Source organism: Cryptosporangium phraense (assembly GCF_006912135.1).
Classification (GTDB): Bacteria; Actinomycetota; Actinomycetes; order Mycobacteriales; family Cryptosporangiaceae; genus Cryptosporangium; species Cryptosporangium phraense.
The window spans coordinates 120680-135031 of the sequence record NZ_VIRS01000015.1; the positions used below are offsets into that span (position 1 = coordinate 120680).

Consider the following 14352-nt stretch of genomic DNA (forward strand, 5'->3'; position numbering starts at 1 on the left):
GTAGGCGTGGACGACCTGCAGAGCGACGTGCCGCACTCGGCCCGGATGTACGACTACCTGCTGGGCGGCACCGACAACTTCGCCGCGGACCGGGCCGCGGTCGAACAGCTGGTCGCCGCGTTCCCGAGCATTCGCGACCTGGCCCGGGAGAACCGTAAGTTCCTGGTCCGGGCGGTGCGGCACCTCGCCGCCGAGCGGGGCATCGACCAGTTCCTCGACATCGGCGCCGGCCTCCCCACGTCCCCCAACATCCACGAGATCGCCCCGGCCGCCCGGGTCGTGTACGTCGACCGGGACCCGCTGGTCCTGCGGTACGGCCGCGAGCGACGGGCCACCTACGTCGGGGCCGATCTCCGCGACCCCGATTCGCTGCGTGCGGCCACCGACCTGCTCGACCTGACCCGGCCGGTCGCGCTCAGCCTCGTCGCGATCCTGCACTTCCTGCCCGACTCGGCCGGCCCGCTCGGCGTCGTCCACCAGTTGATGGACGCGCTGCCTTCCGGCAGCGCGCTGGTCCTGTCGCACTCGACCGAGGACGTCAACGGCGAGGAGGTCCGGCGGGCCGGCGAGGTCTACACCCGGCAGGGCATCGAGGTCCGGTTCCGGTCCGCGGCCGAGGTGCTGCGGTTCTTCGACGGGCTCGACCTGCTCGACCCCGGCCTGGTCCCGCTGCACGCCTGGCGCCCCGACGGCCCGCCCGACTCCGACCCCCCGACCGGCATGTACGCCGCCGTGGGGGTCAAGCTGGGAGCATGAATCCTCCGCCGTTCGATCCCGAGCTCGGCGCGTTCCTCGACACGATCGCGCACCTCATGGGTCCCCCGCCGACCCGCGAGCAGCTTCCCGCCGCTCGCGAGCCCAGCCCATTGCAACCGCGTCCTACGGACGACGAGCTCAGCCGCGGTGGACGGTTCCGGATCAGCGAGGACGGCCCGCTGCTGAGCTGTCTCCCGGCCGACGCCACCGGGCCGGTCCCGGTGCTGTACTGGATCCACGGCGGCGGAATGATCCTGGGCGACAACCGCTCGGGCGGCCTCACCCAGATCCTCGACCTCGTCGTCGACCTGCCCGCGGCCGTGGTCGCGGTCAACTACGGCCTGGCGCCCGAACACCCGCACCCGGAGCCGGTCGAGGACTGCTACGCCGGGCTGCAGCGCGTCGCCGAGCTCGGCCTCGGCCCGCTGATCGTGGCCGGGCGCAGTGCCGGTGGTGGCCTCGCCGCCGCGACCGTGCTGCTGGCCCGCGACCGGGGCGGACCGGCGATCCACGCCCAGATGCTGCTCGCCCCGATGCTCGACGACCGCAACGACTCGTTCTCGGCCCGCCAGCTGGACGGCCGCGGGATCTGGGACCGGTCCGCGAACGCGTTCGGCTGGGGCTGCCTGCTCGGCGACGCCGCCGGCGGTCCGGACGTCTCGCCGTACGCGGCCCCGGCCCGCGCGACCGACCTGTCCGGCCTGCCGCCGGCCTATCTCGACGTCGGCTCGGCCGAGACGTTCCGGGACGAGGACGTCGCCTACGCGAACGCGATCTGGCAGGCCGGCGGCGACGCCGAGCTGCACGTCTGGCCGGGCGGGTTCCACGGCTTCGACGGGTTCGTGCCGGAATCCCGGCTGGCCCGGCGGGCCTGGGCGACCCGCCGGGACTGGCTCACCGGCGTCCTAGGACGGTGACCCGTTGCGGAACAGCTCGACGAGCTGCTGCTGGCTCCACACCGACGAGTAGAGCGCGAACCGGCGCCCCTCGTTGCGGGTCGGCGCCTCGACCCAGAGGGCGGCGTCGCCGGTCGCCGGGTCCTGGCCGACCCAGGCCCGTACTCCGGGCACCGCACCGCGCGGGGGCGCGACCGGGCGGGCGCCGGACGGCACCGGGCCCGGGTCGAGGCTGGACCGCAGCGGCGCCGGCGAGCCGGGCCTGGCCTGGTACGTCATCCGGAAGCCGGCCACGGTGATCGTGGTCGTGGTCGGTGTTCCCAGGGAAGCCGAGGGGGCCGGGACCGCCTGGGGCACCGGCGCCGACGGCTGTTCCACCAGGGCGACCCCAGCCACGGCCAGCCCGGCCACCGCGGGCAGCGCCAGCCAGGCGGTCGACGGTGTGCGCCGGGCGGCCGGGACCGGCCCGGCGTACCGCAGGTCGGCGGCCGCTCCCTCGAACGCGGCTCCGAGCCGCCGGGTCAGGTCGTCGTCGGTGATCATGAGCGTTCCCTTTCCGGGGTGAGAGTGGATCGGAGGCGGTCGAGCGCGCGCGCCGTCTGCGACTTCACGGTCCCGTCACTGCAGCCCAGCGCGGCCGCGGTCTCGGCGACCGACAGGCCGGTGAAGAACCGCAGCACGAGCACGGCCTGCTGCCCTTCGGGCAGCGTCCGGACCGCGTCGAGCAGCCGGTCGTCGGCGACGGGGTCCACCATCGGGACGTCGACCTCCAACCCGGTCTCCGGTGGCCGGCGCGACAGCGATCGCCACCGGTCCTTGACCAGGTTGACGACGACCCGCCGCGCGTAGGCCTCCGGGCTCGACCGGGCCGAGCGCCACCGCCGGGCGGTGCGCAGCAGCGCGGTCTGGATGATGTCTTCGGCGTGCCCGCGGTCACCGCACAGCAGATAGGCCGTGCGGACCAGCCGGTCCGAGGAGTCGCGGACGAACTCCTCGAACTCGCGCTGGTACCCGCGGGCGATCACCCGTTGCTCCTTGTCGTCACGCCCCTCAGAACTCCGGCCGGCCGCCCCAGGTTGTCAGGCGGCCAGTTTTCCGAGGAGCCCGGCGAGTTCGACCGGCGTCGTGATCATGCAGTCGTGGCCGGTAGGGAGCTCCCAGATCTGGTCGGAGGCGGGCACCGGCCGGCGTTCGGGGGCGCCGACGGTGCAGTGGATGTGGGTGCGTGGGATTCGGGCCGCGGCCGGGTCGGAGCGGTGGGCCGGCTGGCGGAGGCACTCGACCGGCTGGTCGGCGAGCATCGTGCGCAGCCAGGCGACGTCGGCCGGGTCGGTGACGCCGAACAGCCCGCCCGGGGTCTCCGGCAGCGGCGGGATCCGCCAACTCCCGGCCGCGTCGATCAGGACCTGGGTGAACGGCATGACGTCGAGCGCGCTTTCGCCGTCCTCGGGGACCATCGCGTCGAGGAAGACCAGCTGGGCGATCCGCTCCGGCGCGCGGTCGGCGACCGAGGTGATGACCATCCCGGCGTAGCTGTGGCCGACGAGGATCACGTCGGTCAGGTCGTTCTCGGCGAGCGTCCGGAGGACGTCGTCGACGTGGGTGTCGAGGCCGACGTCGGGGCCGAGGAGGGCGGACCGGGTGCCGTAGCCGGTCAGGTCCGGGGCGACGACCCGGTGGCCGGCCTGTTCGAGGAGGGGGATCACGCGCGTCCAGGCTTCGGCGCTGTGCCAGGCACCATGGACGAGCAGGTAAGTTGCCATGCGGTCATGATTGGATCTGCTCATGTGGTGCGCAATCAGGCACTTTGCCGTGCCCCGGTTCCCTCGGAGTAACCATGGCCGGTAGGCGGGTAGGGTGCCGGCCGATCGTCGAAGACAAGTGGTCGCTGGTCATCGTCGAGTTCCTGGGGCACGGCCCGCGGCGGTTCACCGAGCTCCGGCGGGGCATCGACGGGGTCAGCCAGCGGATGCTGACGGTCACGCTGCGCAACCTGGAGCGGGACGGGATCCTCTCCCGGACCGTGCACAACGTGATGCCGCCGAACATCAGCTACGCGCTGACCCCGATGGGCGAGAGCCTGCTCGACTCGTTCCGTCCGATGATGCGGTGGGCCGCCGAGAACGTCGAGCAGGTCGAGAAGGCTCGCGACGAGTACGACGCCCGCTAGAGGGGTCCGAGGACGGTTTGCGGGTCGGCGTCCAGATCGAGGTCTTCCAGGGCCGGGAGGAGCGTGCGCTCCTCGAAGCGGAAGTGCGATTCCATGATCGCGGCCACGCCCTGGAGGTGGCGTCGCAGCTCGTCCGCCGTCGCCGACCGATCGACGGCGGCCTGCAGGCCGCCGAGAAGGTACCCGATCATCGAATGGTCCTGCTCGAGCCGGCGGATCGTGTCGCGCAGCTCCGGATGCTGCGCGGCGAGCGCCGGGAACAGTTGCCGGTCCTCGCCCTCGTGATGTCCGGTGAGGGCCGCGCAGAAGCCGTGGCAGTACAGCAGCAGGTCGTGGATCTCGACGTCTTCGTCGCGCGTGGCCCGTAGCGCGGCCCGGAGGCGCTCGTGCACGGTACGCAGTTCTCGGCTCCAGGCCACCAGCCTGGTCTTGTCGCCCTCACCCACGGGTGACGGGCGAAGGGAACGACGTGGTCACGTCGCGCTCCTTCGGTCCGACGCCTCCATGCCTGGCACAGCCTGCCACCGGCACGCGACGTTGGACGCAGTCTAGTGGGCCGGGGCGTCGTGGGGCCGGGCGTCTTGGGGACGGGCGGGCAGTTCGGTCGGGTCGACCAGGCGCTTCTGGGCCCGGGAGACGAGGTAGTCCCGCACGGCCTGCTCCAGCGGCCGCAGCACCACCCGGTCGGGTGCGTCCTTCGTGATCGTCATGGGGTAAGCGTCGGCCATGAGGATGGGAAGCACCTGAGTAGTTCTGCGGGTCGGAACCAGGCTCGCAGCCACTCCCGGGTCCGGGTGGGGTCTGGGGCGTGGGGGCTGGGGCGTGGGGGCTGGGGCGTGGTCGTCCGGTCGGCGTCGCCGGCGAGGTCGGCGATCGCGCGCAGCGACTCCCGCCAGGCGCGGTAGGCCGAGTCCGAAGGGCACGGGGCCATCGCTCGGGTCGCGTGGCCAGCGGCCCCCGCACGCGCACCTCGGTGCACCGGACCGCCGGCTGGGCGCCGTCGATCGCCCCGACGACGTCGGCACCGTGATCTCGGCCGCCGTGCTGAGCACGACGCTAGCAGCCCCCGTCTCGACCTACGGACGACCGCACCCGACGCGCCCCGTGCGCTCCACGCGGCGAACCGGGCGATGCACGACTCGCCGCTGGACCCGCGAACTCCTGAAGCCGCGGATCTCGAACCACTGCCTCGACAGGCGCAGCCACGCGCGCTGGACCAGGGCGGGAAGCTGGACCGCATCGTGCAACGGGTCGCGGGGCGCGAGTAGGCGCTGTTCACGCCGATCGAGCGGCCGGGGCGGAAATGAGCCCGAAGCTGCGACAACGCTGACCGCGGCCGGCGTCAGCGACCAGGTCTGAGCCGAAGTGCGGGGCGTGTTGAGCGACGAGGAGCTCGGCGCGCTGGTCGAGCAGGTGGCGCTGATGAAGCATTCGACCGATTCGGAGTCCCGTTGCAGGCGCCGGCCGGGGGGTGGGTGACAGGACGCGGCCCGTCCGTCGGGGTGGGCGGAGGGGCCGCGGGCTCATATGCGGCCCGAGACGCGGACGCGCCTGGTGGCGCAAGCGCGATCGGACGCGCACGCGGCCCAAGGGGCGGCCCGAGGCGCGGACGCGCCTGGAGGCGCAGGCGCGATCGGACGCGCACGGGCACTCCAAGGCGCGGGCCGAGACGCGGACACGTCTGGAGGCGCAAGCGCGATCGGACGCGCACGCGGCCCGAGGCGCGGACGCGGCCCAAGGCGCGGACGCGCCTGGAGGCGCAGGCGCGATCGGAAGCGCGCGCTCCGGAGCGCCGGGCCGAGACGCGAGCGCGGGCCGAGACGCCGACACGAGCCGAGACGCGGACGCGGACCCGGACCCGGACTGAGACGCGGACACGGACCGAGACGCGGACACGAGCCGGGCCGCGGACACGACCGGAAGCGCACGCAGCCCGGAGCGCGCGCGGCCCGGAGCGCACGCAGCCCGAAGCGCACGCAGCCCGAAGCGCACGCAGCCCGAAGCGCACGCAGCCCGAAGCGCACGCAGCCCGGAGCGCACGCGGCCCGGAGCGCAGGCAGCCCGAAGCGCAGGCAGCCCGAAGCGCAGGCGGCCCGAAGCGCGGGCCGAGACGCGAGTGCGGGCCAGGCGCGGCGCGGCCTCGGCGCGGGTGGATCGGGTGGGCGTTAGCGGCCGGCGAGGACCGCGTCGGCGGCCTCGATGTCCTTGAAGAACCGGCGGTGGATCCGCAGCTTCTCGTTGGCGACCGGCAGCACGTGCCAGACCCCCGTGCCCGGGCCGAGCCGCGTGGCCCGCGGCAACTCGGTGACCACGCTGCGGGCCTTCTTCATGCTCGCCGGCCCCGCATCGAGCACCAGGATGCGGTGCGACGTGACCGCGAGGATGCGGTACCGGTTGAGGCCGAGGAACACGAAGACGCCGGCGAACGCGGCGACATACTGGCTGGCCGTCTGGGCCCCGATCACCTGGGTGATGGTCTCGCCGGGCGACAGGAACGGCTGGGCCGATTCACGCATCTTGTCACGAAGTGCCACGGGAATTACTCCACGGAAGATAGCGGCCAGCCATGGGCGTGACCGAGGGGTGGGGGCCGCCGGTCGAGCACCTCCGGGCGGCGGCAGGCTCGGAAAGTACCAGAGGTGACCGAGGGAAGATAAGAGTCCACTGTGTCTTCTCTGAACTTCTGTCCAGAACGCGACACCGGTCCATGTCGGCCAGGCAGAGCCGAGCGGCCCGGCGTGGCAAGCCGGATCCCTGGCCCGCCGGAGGTCAGCCCGCTCGTCCGCACGAGGCCGTCGGTCCAGCACGCTGCGGGCGCGCGCCGGCGGGTCAGGCGGCGCCCTCGGTAATCACCGCCCACGTCGTCTCCGGGGCCGGGCTCGTCCCGGGGTCGGCGGCGAACCAGGCCCCGTTCGTGAAGCCGAGCCCGTGGTTGCCGTTGCCGACCAACTGAACCGTTCCGTTGCCCTGATCGGCGCGGGTCCAGTAGAGCGACGGGTCGGGCACCTGCTGACCGCCGAACGTGATCGTTCCGCACTGGTCGGTGCCGAACGCGAGGTTCGGGCTCACGTCGAGGTCGAGGCACCCGCCAGTGCTGCGGAGGACCAGCCAGGAGCGGGTGGTCGACAACGGCGCGGACTCCTGCCAGAGCTGGTCCGGCCCGAACGTGCAGGGCCCGAGGCCGATCCGGGCGCGCCGGCCGACCTGGACGAGGCCGAGGCACTCGCCGGTCGCGACGTTCTGCAGCGAGATCGACGGCGTGGGGAGCGGGGCGGGCGGCGCGGTGGCCGCCTGGGCCGCGGCCGGAACCGCGACCACCGCGGTGGCGAGGGCAGCGGCGGCAGTCGTGAGAGCGCGAAGCATGGAAATCTTCCTGTCCGGTGTTCGTTGGCTCGATCAACGATGCCGGTCCCCGGCGGATCCGCTGGTCAGGACGCCAACGTTCCGTCCGTCATCCCCGCTACCGTGAACGGTCTACTGAGGCGGTGATCCTCGTGCGCCGTCCGCCCAGCATGGTCCGCGCAATGCTTCCCGTCCTGCTCGGGTTGACCGCCGCCTACGGCGTCGTCGACGCGATCGTCGCGCCGGCCCTGACCGCCTTGATCGGCGAGCTCACCGCTCCGGACGGCCTACGGCGCACCAACGCGCGGTTCACCATCTCGCGGAACGCGGTCCGGATCCGGCGCGGGCGTGATCCACGATCGGAGCTTGTCCGGGTTGCGCATGACCCAGATGCGGCCGATGCGATCGCCGGTGAAGCCGAACGCGAAGACCGTCGCGGTGACGCCGTCGTGCTCGGCGACCAGGCCGGGCTGACCGTTGACGGTGCGTTCGACGATCGCCGTGTGGTCGTCGGCCCGGTCGGCGAGCTCCAGCCAGGCCTGCGCGACCGCGGTGGCTCCCTCGATCGGCTCCAGGAACGTCAGTACGCGCCCGCCTCCGTCGGCGACCGCGGTCGCGTCCGGATCGAGGAGGTCGAGGAGCGCTCCCATGTCCTTGGCCGCCCAGGCCCGCCGGAATCGGCGGACGATCTCGGCGCGGTCCCCGGCCGCGGCCCGGCCAGCCGGTCCGGCCGGCACCGAACGCACGCGGCGACGGGCCGACGAGGCGAGCTGACGGCTGGCCGCCGGGCTCCGCCCCAGCACCGCCGAGACCTCGGCGAACGAATACCGGAACACGTCGTGCAGGATGAACGCGACGCGCTCGGCCGGGGTCATCGAGTCGAGCACGACGAGGAACGCGATGCTCACCGACTCGTCCAGCGTCACCCGGTCGGCGGGATCGGCGTCGGGAAGCGGCTCGGGGAGCCAGCCGCCGACGTAGCGCTCCCGGCGGACCCGGGCCGAGCCCAGCAGCGTGAGGCAGAGCCGGCCGGCCACGGTCGTCAGCCAGGCGCCCGGAACCTCGATCGCGTCCCGCTCGGCCGGCGACAGCGCGTACCAGCGGGCGTACGTCTCCTGGACGACGTCCTCGGCCTCGGCCAGCGAGCCCAGCAGCCGGTAGGCCAGGTTGATCAGCCGGCGCCGCTCGCTCATCGGGGTGCTCACATCACTACGACGGGACAGCGCCCGAAAACGTGAGGCCTGACATCCCGGCCACCCATCCGGTCGAACTCAGCATGACCGACGAACTCACCACGACTGCCATTGAACGCGCCGCCGCCGCCCTCACCGCCCACGGGTTCGGCGTCGAGATCCTGGACGACGCCGCAGCCGCCCGTGAACGGGTCCGGGAGCTGATCCCCGCGGGCGCGAGCGTCTTCACCGGGGCCAGCGAGACCCTCCGGCTGTCCGGCCTCGACGACGATCTCAACACCGGCGGACGCTACGACGCACTCCGCCCCCGCGGCCTGGCCATGGACCGGGCCACCCGGGCCGACGAGATCCGGCGGATGTTCGCCGCGCCCGACGTGGCGGTCGGCAGCGTCGCCGCGGTGACCGAGACCGGGTCGGTGGTGATCGCGTCCGGGAGCGGGAGCCAGCTCCCGGGGTACGCGGGCGGAGCCGGCCGGGTGATCTGGATCGTCGGGGCGCAGAAGGTGGTGCCCGATCTGGACGCCGCGCTCGCCCGCGTCGAGCAGCACTGCCTGCCGCTGGAGAACGAGCGGGCGCTGCGGGTCTACGGCGTGCCCAGCGCGGTCAACCGCCTGCTGATCCTCAACGCCGAACCGCGGCCCGGGCGCGCCACCGTGCTCCTGCTACGCGAGTGCATCGGCTTCTGAGAGCCGGAGCTTGAAGCCGTCGTGCGAGCGGGCGAAGCCGAGCCGCTCGTAGAACCGGTGCGCGTCGGTGCGGCTCTTGTCCGACGTCAGCTGCACCAGCGCGCAGCCCCGGCGGCGGGCCTCGTCGATCGCCCAGCGCATCATCGCCGCGCCGAGGCCCCGGCCGCGGTACTCGGCGGCGACCCGGACCGCCTCGATCTGGGCCCGCCGGGCGCCCCGGCGGGCCAGCCCGGGGATGATCGTCAGCTGGAACGTCCCGATCACCCGGCCGTCCGCTTCCGCGGCGACGAGCAGCTGCGCAGGGTCGGCGTCGATGGCCGCGAACGCGGCCTCGTAGGGCGCCGGGTCGTCGGGGTTCTCGCGGTGCGTGCCGAGCTGGTCCGCGGCCAGGAGCGCCAGCAGCTCGGGCAGATCGTCGCGCCGGGCCCGGCGCAGGTCTACGGTGACGCCTTCGATGTCCACAGGTGGGTCACGGTACCGGGCCGGGCGTTCGGCCGGTGTCGCGCGGGTTCCGTTGTTGCGACGCTGGATCGGTGGGTAGAGCGAAGGCTGCGGTGGGGAGCGTCGTGTTCCTCGTGGTCGCGCCGGGCACGGTGGCCGGTCTGGTGCCCTGGGTGCTGAGCGGTGGGTGGCGGTCGGCGGATCCGCCGGTGGTCGCGGTGGTGGTGGGCTGGCTGCTGGTGGTGGCCGGGGCCGGTGTGCTGCTGCACGCGTTCGCGCGGTTCGTCGTCGAGGGGATCGGGACGCCGGCGCCGGTGGCGCCGACCCGCGAGCTGGTCGTCGGCGGTCTCTACCGGTACGTCCGCAACCCGATGTACGTCGCGGTCGTGACGGTGATCGTCGGGCAGGCGCTGCTGCTCTGGCGTCCGGAGCTGCTCGCCTGGGCGCTGCTCTCCGGGCTGACGATGATGGGCTTCGCGAAGGGCTACGAGGAACCCACCCTGCTGCGCGACTTCGGCGAGAGCTACGCGGAGTACCGCCGGAACGTTCCCGGATGGTGGCCCCGCCTCACTCCCTGGCGCAACGACTAGCGTCACTCCATCGCCTGCGTCTCGACCAGGATCACCGCCTCCGGCCGGGTGTCGGCGCGGTACCTGGTCCACGCCACCGCCGGGCTCCCTCCGCCCGCGCCGAGAACGTCCTGCGGGACCCACCCTCCGGACTCCCGCCCCATCGGCCGCGGCAGCGTCAGCGTCTTCTTCGTCCGCAGGTCGTAGACGGTCGTGCCGGAGACGAACAGGAACCGATCGCGGACGATGCCGAAGATCTTCCCGCCGGTCGCGAGCGGACGCGCGTCCGAACCGTCGCGGCGGGCCGCCGCGAGCCGGCCGGCCTGCTGGCCGACGCACCAGGAGAGCGAGCACTCGACGCCGGTCCAGGCGGCCGGCGGCCGGGCCGGCCGCTCCTCGCCGGTCTCCGCGTTGCGGATCGACCGGAAGCCCGGCGTGCGGAGATCGCTGAGCCACGGCCACTGCAGCACGGTCCGGCCCGTCGAGTCCGGCAGCGTCCGGACCTTGCCCTCCCCGATCCGGACGGTCCGGATCGCCGCGGGCACCACCGCGCCCTTCTCGGGCTTCAGCGCCGGGCTGAGGATGATCGTGTCGCCGCTGATCAGCAGCCGGACCGCGCTCAGGTCGACGCCGTGCGACGTGCTGATCGGATCGCTCAGCACCTTGCGGGCCCTGCCCCCGCCGGCCGGCGCGTACCAGAGGTAGACCGGGGCGTCCTCGCTGATGTTCCCGGAGGGCTGCCCGATCCACGCGACCCACCGGGTCTCCCCCGCGTCGACCGGCTGGGCGACGACGACGACGTGATCGCCGTACTTGCCCACCGGGCGGGCCTTGCCGGTCGCCGGGTTCAGCGTCCACACGTGCGGCATGTCGGGGTCGTCGGTCGTCGGGACGACCACCAGCTGGCCGTCCGGGAGTATCCGCTCGACGCCGAATCCGGTCGGCCGGCCCTTGATCGGGATCGTCCCGGGGATCGTCCGGACGGCGTCGGGCCAGACGTCGGCGATCGGGGAACCGTCCTCGTAGTCGGTGTGGACGATCCGGACCGGCGGGGTGATCGGACGGATGTCCTCGCCGCCGGTCACCAGCCGGATGACGGTCACCGCGGCGGCCAGGACGATCAGCACGGTGATGGCGGCCGCGGCGACCAGCAGCCGGCCGCGGGGGTCTTCCTCCGCTCGGCGGGCGCGCTCGCGGAGCAGCGCCTCGCCGGCCTCGCCGGCCGGCTCGGGCGCGGCCTCGGCCGCGCGCCTCAGGACCTCGGCGAGGGAGACTTCCAACGCGTCAGGCACGGGTGCTCCTCTCGTTGTCGACGACGCTGAGCGAGACGATCCGGTCGTCGGTGACGTGGCTGCGGAGCCGGCGGAGGGCCCGCAGCGCCTGGCTGCGTACCGTGCCGCGGGAGATGCCGAGGACGTCGGCGATCTCGTCGTCGTCGAGGCCCTCGTAGTAGCGGAGGACGAGGACGGCGCGCTGGCGGCGGCCGAGCACCTCGAGCGCCTGCCAGAGGCCGGTGTCGTCCTCGACCCGGCGTAAGCCGGGGTCGGGCGAGCCGCGCTCGGGCACCAGACCGGTCAGGTGCTCACCACGACGGCGGCGCCACCAGCTGACGTGCAGCCGGGACATCGTGGTGCGCACGTACGCCTCGGGATGTTCGCGGCCCTTGCCCCGGTCCCAGGCGTCACGGAGCCGGAGGAGCGCTTCCTGGACCAGGTCGGCGGCGGTGTGCGGATCACCGGCCAGCACGTAGCCGTAGCGCAGCAGCGATCGGCTGCGTTCGGTGACGAACCGCACGAACGCGTCGTCGTCCGGGCCCATCGAGCATCATCCCCGTTCGTCTGGTCGCCCCCTGAACGCGGCTGGGCGCCGAACTGTTGCACGGGCGGGCGTCATTACGCTGCGTCTGGTGGACAGCCCTGTACTTCTCCTCGTGCTGAACCTGGCCGGGACGTTCGTGTTCGGTCTCAGCGGCGGCCTGGCGGCCGTGCGGGCGAGGCTCGATCTGGTCGGCGTGATCGTGCTGGCGACGGTGGTCGGGCTGGCCGGCGGCGTCGTCCGGGACGTGCTGATCGGCACTCCCCCGGCCACGTTCCGGGACTGGCGCTACCTGGCCGCCGCGGCCGCCGGCGGCCTCGTGTGCAACGTCGCCGGTCGGGTCCTGGAGCGCTTCGAGCGGAGCATCCTGGTCTTCGACGCCCTCGGGCTCGGGCTGGTGTGCGTGACCGGCGCGACCAAGGGCCTGCAGTTCGGGCTCGGCCCGGTGCAGGCGATCCTGCTCGGCGCGACCAGCGGGATCGGCGGGGGCATGCTGCGCGACCTGCTGCTCCGGCAGGTCCCGACGGTGCTGCGCGAGGGCCTGTACGCGATTCCGGCGCTGCTCGGGGCCACGGTGCTGGTCGTCGCGCAGTCGCTCGGGGACACGGGGCCGGTGTACGCGGTGGTGGGGGCGGTGGTCTGCGTGGTGGTGCGGCTCGTCGGGTTGAAGTACGACGTCAACCTGCCGGCCCCGGCGAGCGCCCCGAATCCGGTTGAGCCGGGAACCGGCGGGTAGTCGGGTCCCCGAGGAGGACAACCCATGGTCCTGGGCGACACCGACAGCGGACGGGATTCGGCGTCGGACGGCGAGCCCGAGCTCGACGACGCGTTCGACCGGCTGGTGTCGGAGGGCGAGATCCGCCTGCACCGCCCCTGGCCGACGCTGATCGTCACCGGGCTGCTCGGCGGCATCGACGTCGGCACGGGCGTCCTGGCGTACCTGCTCGTCGAGCACGCCACCGGCTCGACGCTGCTGGCCGGGGTCGCCTTCAGCATCGGGTTCGTCGCGCTCCTGCTGGCCCGCAGCGAGCTGTTCACCGAGAACTTCCTCGTCCCGGTGACCGCCGTGGTCGGGCGCCACGGTTCGGTCGGGGCGCTGACCCGGCTGTGGGCGGTGACGCTGCTCGGAAACCTGGCCGGGGGCTTCCTGGTGGCCTGGCTGATCGTCCGGGCTTTCCCGGACCTGCGCCCCACCGCGCTCACGGCGGGCGCGCACTACGCCGGGTTAGGCGTCACGCTCACGTCGTTCGCGCTCGCGGTGCTCGCCGGGATGGTGATCACGCTGATGACGCGGATGCAGCACGCTACCGAGAGCCTCGGCGTGCAGCTCGTTCCGGCGGTTCTCTTCGGTGCGCTGCTCGCCGGAGGGCAGCTGTTCCACTGCGTCCTCGACTCGATCCTGATGTTCGCCGCGCTGCACGCCGGCCGGGCTCCGTTCGGGTATCTGGACTGGCTCGGCGCGCTCGGGTGGTCGGCGCTGGGCAACCTCGTCGGCGGCGTCGGACTGGTCGCCTTCCTCCGGCTCGCCCGGGTGCCCGGCCGGGTCGCCGACGAGCGCGCGAAGGCGTCCCGAGCCGGGTAGTCCTACTCATCCGTCGCGGTCGAGGCGTCGGCACGATCGACGTATGACACCGACGAGGATGCGCAGGCGGCCGCTCGGGGAACTGGCGGGTGTGATCGCGGTCGTGCTGGCGACCGCGGCGACCTGGTGGGGCTGGTTGGGCTGGGATGACGAGTACCAGGTCGATCCGGTCACCGGGCAGGTGTCGGGGCCGTACGAGGCCTGGCAGGTGATCGGCTGCGTGCTCGGCCTGATCGCGATCGTCGTCGTCGGCGTGCTGACGCTGCGGCCGTGGCTGGCGCCCCTCGCGCTGACCGGAACGTTCTCCGGGCTCTGGTCGTGGTGGGCCGGTAATCACGACGAGAGCGGGTTGTGGCTGGTCGGCGCGGTGCTGGTCGTCGGTGGTCTGGCCTGGGGTTCGGCGGTGGTGAGCGTGTTCACCTGGCTCGCGTCTAAGGGGCTGGGAACTGGGCCCAGACGTGCTTGAGTGGGGTGGGGCTCTCGTCGTCGGCGAACCAGCCGAGCGCCACCGCGAGGTCGCGGGCGAGCTTGAGGCCCAGGCCACCCGCCCCCGGCGGACGCGTCTCGGCGTACTCCGGGATCAGCCGCGGGTCGTGGTCGGCGACGTCGAGGAGGAACGAGTCACCGGCCCGGTACAGCGTGACGATGGTCGGCGGCCGGCCGTGCTGCAGCGCGTTCGTGGCCAGCTCCGAGGCGACCATCACCATCTTCTCCGGCACCCCGTCGAGGCCGGCGTCCGGCGGCAACGACCGGCCGGTCAGCGCGTAGTGCACTCCGTGCCGCAGCCGGCCCAGCTCGGCCGGGGAATTCAACACCCACCGCGCGAGCCGGACGCGGGAATCGGGAAGCGGCGACGCTGTCAACGGGGCCATGACGATGGTGTGCCCGCCGGACCGTCCTTT

At 73.2% G+C, this 14352-nt stretch carries 20 protein-coding genes; 8 read left to right on the plus strand and 12 right to left on the minus strand.

Going from position 1 to position 14352, the window contains the following annotated elements; all coding sequences use genetic code 11:
- Positions 1-6 precede the first annotated feature (6 nt).
- The gene (locus FL583_RS21465; RefSeq protein ID WP_205752329.1) at positions 7-756 is read left to right on the plus strand and encodes an SAM-dependent methyltransferase; all 750 of its coding nucleotides are present in this window, start codon (positions 7-9) and stop codon (positions 754-756) included.
- Entirely contained in the window at positions 753-1673 is a 921-nt protein-coding gene (locus FL583_RS21470; RefSeq protein WP_142706495.1) for an alpha/beta hydrolase, read from the plus strand. The genes FL583_RS21465 and FL583_RS21470 overlap by 4 nt, the downstream gene beginning before the upstream one ends.
- On the opposite strand, the gene FL583_RS21475 is transcribed toward FL583_RS21470, so the two are convergent.
- The 3 genes from FL583_RS21475 to FL583_RS21485 are packed head-to-tail and all read right to left on the minus strand — an operon-like array spanning position 1662 to position 3415.
- On the minus strand, positions 1662-2195 hold the full coding sequence (locus FL583_RS21475; protein ID WP_142706496.1) for a hypothetical protein: 534 nt from the start codon (positions 2193-2195) through the stop codon (positions 1662-1664). The genes FL583_RS21470 and FL583_RS21475 overlap by 12 nt on opposite strands.
- Positions 2192-2677, minus strand: a complete 486-nt coding sequence (locus FL583_RS21480; RefSeq protein WP_205752330.1) for a SigE family RNA polymerase sigma factor — start codon at positions 2675-2677, stop codon at positions 2192-2194. The genes FL583_RS21475 and FL583_RS21480 overlap by 4 nt, the downstream gene beginning before the upstream one ends.
- A gap of 54 nt (positions 2678-2731) precedes the next feature.
- Positions 2732-3415, minus strand: coding sequence for an alpha/beta fold hydrolase (locus FL583_RS21485; RefSeq protein ID WP_142706497.1), 684 nt, complete (start codon positions 3413-3415; stop codon positions 2732-2734).
- 74 nt (positions 3416-3489) lie between these two features.
- On the opposite strand from FL583_RS21485, the gene FL583_RS21490 reads away from it, so the two are divergent.
- Positions 3490-3822, plus strand: coding sequence for a winged helix-turn-helix transcriptional regulator (locus FL583_RS21490; RefSeq protein WP_142706498.1), 333 nt, complete (start codon positions 3490-3492; stop codon positions 3820-3822).
- Here FL583_RS21490 and FL583_RS21495 read toward each other — a convergent pair.
- From FL583_RS21495 to sigJ, 5 genes are all read right to left on the minus strand, one after another.
- Positions 3819-4268, minus strand: a complete 450-nt coding sequence (locus tag FL583_RS21495; RefSeq protein ID WP_142706499.1) for a hemerythrin domain-containing protein — start codon at positions 4266-4268, stop codon at positions 3819-3821. The two genes, FL583_RS21490 and FL583_RS21495, sit on opposite strands and share 4 nt — an antisense overlap.
- 102 nt (positions 4269-4370) lie before the next feature.
- Entirely contained in the window at positions 4371-4532 is a 162-nt protein-coding gene (locus tag FL583_RS40240; protein ID WP_170323783.1) for a hypothetical protein, read from the minus strand.
- A gap of 1455 nt (positions 4533-5987) precedes the next feature.
- A complete protein-coding gene (locus FL583_RS21500; protein WP_142706500.1) occupies positions 5988-6356 on the minus strand; it encodes a hypothetical protein in 369 nt (122 codons plus the stop codon).
- Positions 6357-6651: 295 nt separating this feature from the next.
- The gene (locus tag FL583_RS21505) at positions 6652-7185 is read right to left on the minus strand and encodes a hypothetical protein (protein ID WP_142706501.1); all 534 of its coding nucleotides are present in this window, start codon (positions 7183-7185) and stop codon (positions 6652-6654) included.
- A gap of 266 nt (positions 7186-7451) precedes the next feature.
- A complete protein-coding gene (gene sigJ, locus FL583_RS21510) occupies positions 7452-8357 on the minus strand; it encodes an RNA polymerase sigma factor SigJ (protein WP_142706600.1) in 906 nt (301 codons plus the stop codon).
- A gap of 83 nt (positions 8358-8440) precedes the next feature.
- Between sigJ and FL583_RS21515 the strand changes: the two genes are divergently transcribed.
- Entirely contained in the window at positions 8441-9043 is a 603-nt protein-coding gene (locus FL583_RS21515) for an LUD domain-containing protein (protein WP_142706502.1), read from the plus strand.
- Here the strand turns inward: FL583_RS21515 and FL583_RS21520 are convergent.
- A complete protein-coding gene (locus tag FL583_RS21520) occupies positions 9020-9505 on the minus strand; it encodes a GNAT family N-acetyltransferase (protein ID WP_142706503.1) in 486 nt (161 codons plus the stop codon). The two genes, FL583_RS21515 and FL583_RS21520, sit on opposite strands and share 24 nt — an antisense overlap.
- 71 nt (positions 9506-9576) lie before the next feature.
- Here FL583_RS21520 and FL583_RS21525 point away from each other — a divergent pair, with 71 nt between their 5' ends.
- Positions 9577-10074: a methyltransferase family protein gene (locus FL583_RS21525; protein ID WP_142706504.1), complete on the plus strand. Its 498-nt coding sequence runs from the start codon at positions 9577-9579 to the stop codon at positions 10072-10074.
- Positions 10075-10076: 2 nt separating this feature from the next.
- On the opposite strand, the gene FL583_RS21530 is transcribed toward FL583_RS21525, so the two are convergent.
- Both FL583_RS21530 and FL583_RS21535 read right to left on the minus strand, forming a co-directional pair.
- Entirely contained in the window at positions 10077-11345 is a 1269-nt protein-coding gene (locus FL583_RS21530; protein WP_142706505.1) for a hypothetical protein, read from the minus strand.
- A complete protein-coding gene (locus FL583_RS21535) occupies positions 11338-11871 on the minus strand; it encodes a SigE family RNA polymerase sigma factor (RefSeq protein WP_142706506.1) in 534 nt (177 codons plus the stop codon). The genes FL583_RS21530 and FL583_RS21535 overlap by 8 nt, the downstream gene beginning before the upstream one ends.
- Positions 11872-11959: 88 nt before the next feature.
- Here FL583_RS21535 and FL583_RS21540 point away from each other — a divergent pair, with 88 nt between their 5' ends.
- Genes FL583_RS21540 through FL583_RS21550 form a run of 3 tightly spaced genes read left to right on the plus strand, consistent with a single transcriptional unit; the run spans position 11960 to position 13916 of the window.
- Positions 11960-12604, plus strand: a complete 645-nt coding sequence (locus FL583_RS21540) for a trimeric intracellular cation channel family protein (RefSeq protein ID WP_142706507.1) — start codon at positions 11960-11962, stop codon at positions 12602-12604.
- Between the two features lie 24 nt (positions 12605-12628).
- Entirely contained in the window at positions 12629-13450 is an 822-nt protein-coding gene (locus FL583_RS21545) for a formate/nitrite transporter family protein (protein WP_142706508.1), read from the plus strand.
- A 43-nt stretch (positions 13451-13493) separates the two neighbouring features.
- Positions 13494-13916 (plus strand): hypothetical protein, encoded by a 423-nt coding sequence (locus FL583_RS21550; protein WP_142706509.1) that lies wholly within the window; start codon positions 13494-13496, stop codon positions 13914-13916.
- Here the strand turns inward: FL583_RS21550 and FL583_RS21555 are convergent.
- Positions 13882-14322, minus strand: a complete 441-nt coding sequence (locus FL583_RS21555; protein WP_142706510.1) for an ATP-binding protein — start codon at positions 14320-14322, stop codon at positions 13882-13884. The genes FL583_RS21550 and FL583_RS21555 overlap by 35 nt on opposite strands.
- Positions 14323-14352: the final 30 nt, after the last annotated feature.

Bases quoted from the DNA above. Each gene is read 5' to 3' on its own strand.
- FL583_RS21505 (WP_142706501.1), bottom strand. From the start codon at position 7,185: ATGCTTCGCGCTCTCACGACTGCCGCCGCTGCCCTCGCCACCGCGGTG.
- sigJ (WP_142706600.1), bottom strand. From the start codon at position 8,357: ATGAGCGAGCGGCGCCGGCTGATCAACCTGGCCTACCGGCTGCTGGGC.
- FL583_RS21475 (WP_142706496.1), bottom strand. From the start codon at position 2,195: ATGATCACCGACGACGACCTGACCCGGCGGCTCGGAGCCGCGTTCGAG.
- FL583_RS21490 (WP_142706498.1), top strand. From the start codon at position 3,490: ATGGCCGGTAGGCGGGTAGGGTGCCGGCCGATCGTCGAAGACAAGTGG.
- FL583_RS21550 (WP_142706509.1), top strand. From the start codon at position 13,494: ATGACACCGACGAGGATGCGCAGGCGGCCGCTCGGGGAACTGGCGGGT.
- FL583_RS40240 (WP_170323783.1), bottom strand. From the start codon at position 4,532: ATGACGATCACGAAGGACGCACCCGACCGGGTGGTGCTGCGGCCGCTG.
- FL583_RS21485 (WP_142706497.1), bottom strand. From the start codon at position 3,415: ATGGCAACTTACCTGCTCGTCCATGGTGCCTGGCACAGCGCCGAAGCC.
- FL583_RS21470 (WP_142706495.1), top strand. From the start codon at position 753: ATGAATCCTCCGCCGTTCGATCCCGAGCTCGGCGCGTTCCTCGACACG.
- FL583_RS21545 (WP_142706508.1), top strand. From the start codon at position 12,629: ATGGTCCTGGGCGACACCGACAGCGGACGGGATTCGGCGTCGGACGGC.
- FL583_RS21555 (WP_142706510.1), bottom strand. From the start codon at position 14,322: ATGGCCCCGTTGACAGCGTCGCCGCTTCCCGATTCCCGCGTCCGGCTC.
- FL583_RS21515 (WP_142706502.1), top strand. From the start codon at position 8,441: ATGACCGACGAACTCACCACGACTGCCATTGAACGCGCCGCCGCCGCC.
- FL583_RS21535 (WP_142706506.1), bottom strand. From the start codon at position 11,871: ATGGGCCCGGACGACGACGCGTTCGTGCGGTTCGTCACCGAACGCAGC.